This window comes from Arthrobacter sp. MDT2-34-1, from assembly GCF_059091365.1.
The window spans coordinates 1-2,495 of record NZ_JBNHGO010000020.1 but is presented as its reverse complement, the minus strand read 5'-3'; the positions used below and the strand labels follow the sequence as shown (position 1 = coordinate 2,495).

The 2,495-nt window shown below is 66.3% G+C and carries 4 protein-coding genes; 2 read left to right on the top strand and 2 right to left on the bottom strand.

From position 1 onward, the window contains the following. Positions 1–254 precede the first annotated feature (254 nt). Complete coding sequence (locus tag AC5RVV_RS17220; protein ID WP_493986604.1) at positions 255–458, top strand: cold-shock protein; 204 nt, start codon at positions 255–257, stop codon at positions 456–458. 559 nt (positions 459–1,017) lie between these two features. Here the strand turns inward: AC5RVV_RS17220 and AC5RVV_RS17215 are convergent. Continuing rightward, on the bottom strand, positions 1,018–1,317 hold the full coding sequence (locus tag AC5RVV_RS17215; RefSeq protein WP_494002585.1) for a DUF4193 domain-containing protein: 300 nt from the start codon (positions 1,315–1,317) through the stop codon (positions 1,018–1,020). Positions 1,318–1,595: 278 nt separating this feature from the next. Here AC5RVV_RS17215 and AC5RVV_RS17210 point away from each other — a divergent pair, with 278 nt between their 5' ends. After that, positions 1,596–1,784: a YegP family protein gene (locus AC5RVV_RS17210; RefSeq protein ID WP_494002584.1), complete on the top strand. Its 189-nt coding sequence runs from the start codon at positions 1,596–1,598 to the stop codon at positions 1,782–1,784. 121 nt (positions 1,785–1,905) lie between these two features. Here the strand turns inward: AC5RVV_RS17210 and AC5RVV_RS17205 are convergent, their stop codons facing one another. Continuing rightward, a complete protein-coding gene (locus AC5RVV_RS17205) occupies positions 1,906–2,208 on the bottom strand; it encodes a hypothetical protein (RefSeq protein WP_494002583.1) in 303 nt (100 codons plus the stop codon). Positions 2,209–2,495 lie beyond the last annotated feature (287 nt).

Here is a 2,495-nt window from a genome sequence, read left to right as displayed (position 1 = left end):
CCGGACGTCGGGGCCGGAAGGCAACCGCAATGACACGGTTTTTCATGACCTGAAGACCCGACGGCGCAGCAAACAGCTACCTGCCGGTTTTGCAAATACCTGTCGACCAGTGCCCAGGGCTTTACTGCCCGACAAATGCGAAGACGCCCCTGCGGGCCTTGTCCGGTACGAATCCCGGCACATAGGCTGGGGAGCGGGCGGCGGGACGGGGTCCACAGCACGGATCCGCAGAGCCGGCCCAGAAGGAATGCAGCATGACAACAGGAACAGTCAAATGGTTCAACGCGGACAAGGGCTTCGGCTTCATTACCCCTGACGACAACGGACCGGATGTGTTCGCGCACTTTTCCGCCATCTCCGCCAGCGGCTACCGCTCACTGGAGGAGAACCAGCGCGTCGAATTCGACGTCACCCAGGGCCAGAAGGGACCGCAGGCGGAGAACATCCGCCCGGTCTAAAGGGCCAGGCCTGAAACCGGCCCCCGGCAGGCTCCCGGATGGGGCAGGACGACACCACGAATCGGCGGTCGGCTCTCCAGCGTCCTAATAGCCCGCACTGCGTGAACCGGCGGACGGGAGTGCTCCTTCAGGCTCCCGTCCACCGGCGCCGTTTTTCACGACCCGGTGCAGTCCGTCAGAAAAAGCGCCGGCAGCTCCGGGCAGGCCAGCGCAGATCCTGGTGCTGTTCCCTCACCGGCACCTGAGATCCCCGGGCGGCTTCAGGTGCCCCGGGCCGCGATAGCTGAAGTCTGCCCCGGAACAGGCCAGGGACCCGGTGGAATGAACCCCTGCAGCCGGGCCCGGGGCGGCGTTAGGCCCGCCGGTTTCGGGTGGGCGTCGGTTCCTGGTGGGCGTCGGTTCCCGGTCCAAGGTACGGATCTGCCCGTCCCCGTCGCGTTCAGGCTCACTTCAGCCCAAGCCTGAGCCCGGCTTTGTTATTCAGGCAGCCGCGCTGCGGTAAGCCTCGGTGATCTGAGCCGGAATCCGTCCTCTTTCCGGGATGCTGTCGCTGCCTTTCTCAGTCTTCGCAGTCGCGGCAGTAGGCCACGCCGTTCTTCTCGCGCGCTTTCTGGGACCGGTGGTGGACCAGGAAGCAGGATCCGCAGGTGAACTCATCGGCCTGAACGGGGATCACCCGCACATGCAGCTCCTCGCCGGAGAGGTCAGCGCCGGGCAGGTCGATGCCTTCGGCGGTGTCGTTCTCGTCCACGTCGATGGCCACCGGCTGGGGTTTGCCGCGCTGGGCGGCCAGCTCCTCAAGCGAATCCGTCGACTCATCCTCGCCGGTGTTCCGGGGTGCGTCGTAATCGGTAGCCATGTTCGGCTGGTCGTCTCCTCTGCAAAGTGTCGGGCAAGCATTAGACAGCACATCGCATGGATCGCGCAACAGCACGCGGGAAGACCTGAAGTCCGGCCCCAGCAACGTGCCGGCCAAACCGGGCCCGCGCACCGGGAGCAGATCCGTGGTACGGGCCTCGGGACGGCCCCGCGGGCCGGAAAGGGCCCTAAGCGGGCGTGCCTGGGCTCGGAGGGCTGACAGTATCCGGGCCTGCCGGTAGTCTGCGGGGAACGGGCGATACCAAGGGAGGTTCTGCCATGGCCGGAGGATTCGAAGTATTCACCGATGCTGACGGGCTGTTCAGATTCCGGCTGAGAAGCGGTGACGGGTCGGTTATGGCGGTCTCGGACGGCTTCGCAGACAAAACCGCCGCCGTGCGGGCCATTGAGGCAGCGCGCGAGCATGCCGCCGGTGCGCTGATCACCGACCTGACCACCCGGGCGTGACAACGGCGGGCGGCCTGACCACCGGCGGAGCAAAGACTGCGCCCTGATCAGGAGTGTCCGGATTCCGGAAGCAGGCTGGTTCCGACCTTCCGGGCCATCCGGTTCAGCTGCCGGCGGCCGGTTACCAGGGCCGGTCAGCGGACTCGGCATCGCCCTCAGTCCACGCCTCGGTCACTGATCCGGGACCAGGGGCGTTGGGCTGTTCCGGTTCTTCCTGGGCATCCCCGGTATCGGTGAACCGGCACGAGCCCGGATGCGAGGGCGGCAGCGTGCAGACCCGGCCGGTCGTGACCTGGATGCGGGCGCAGGCACCGTCCTGGGCGGCCTCGGTATCGACCAGGACGCTGTCCTGGCGGTCCGGGTCGGACAGTACGGCTCCGGAATCGTCGCTGTTCCACGCTGACCCCGGCTCAGGCAGGCCCATGATGGACTCCATATCGAACGGCCCGGAAACCCGCTGCTCCGGTTGATGTTCCGTCCCTGCCGCCGTCCTGCACCAAGGACCGTTATGCATATTTTTTCCCATAAACGGCGGCGAAGGAAGAGCTGGCCTCTGCACACGGACGGGTCAATGTTCTCCCCCGGTAAAGCAATACCGCCTGTGCCGGAGCCTGTCCGTGACCGGCCTGTGGCCGGCAGGCCCCCGCGCCGGCTGCCGGCATCGGGGGTGTGTCCGGTCCGGTCAGTCTTTTTTGAAGGCGTCCTTGACAT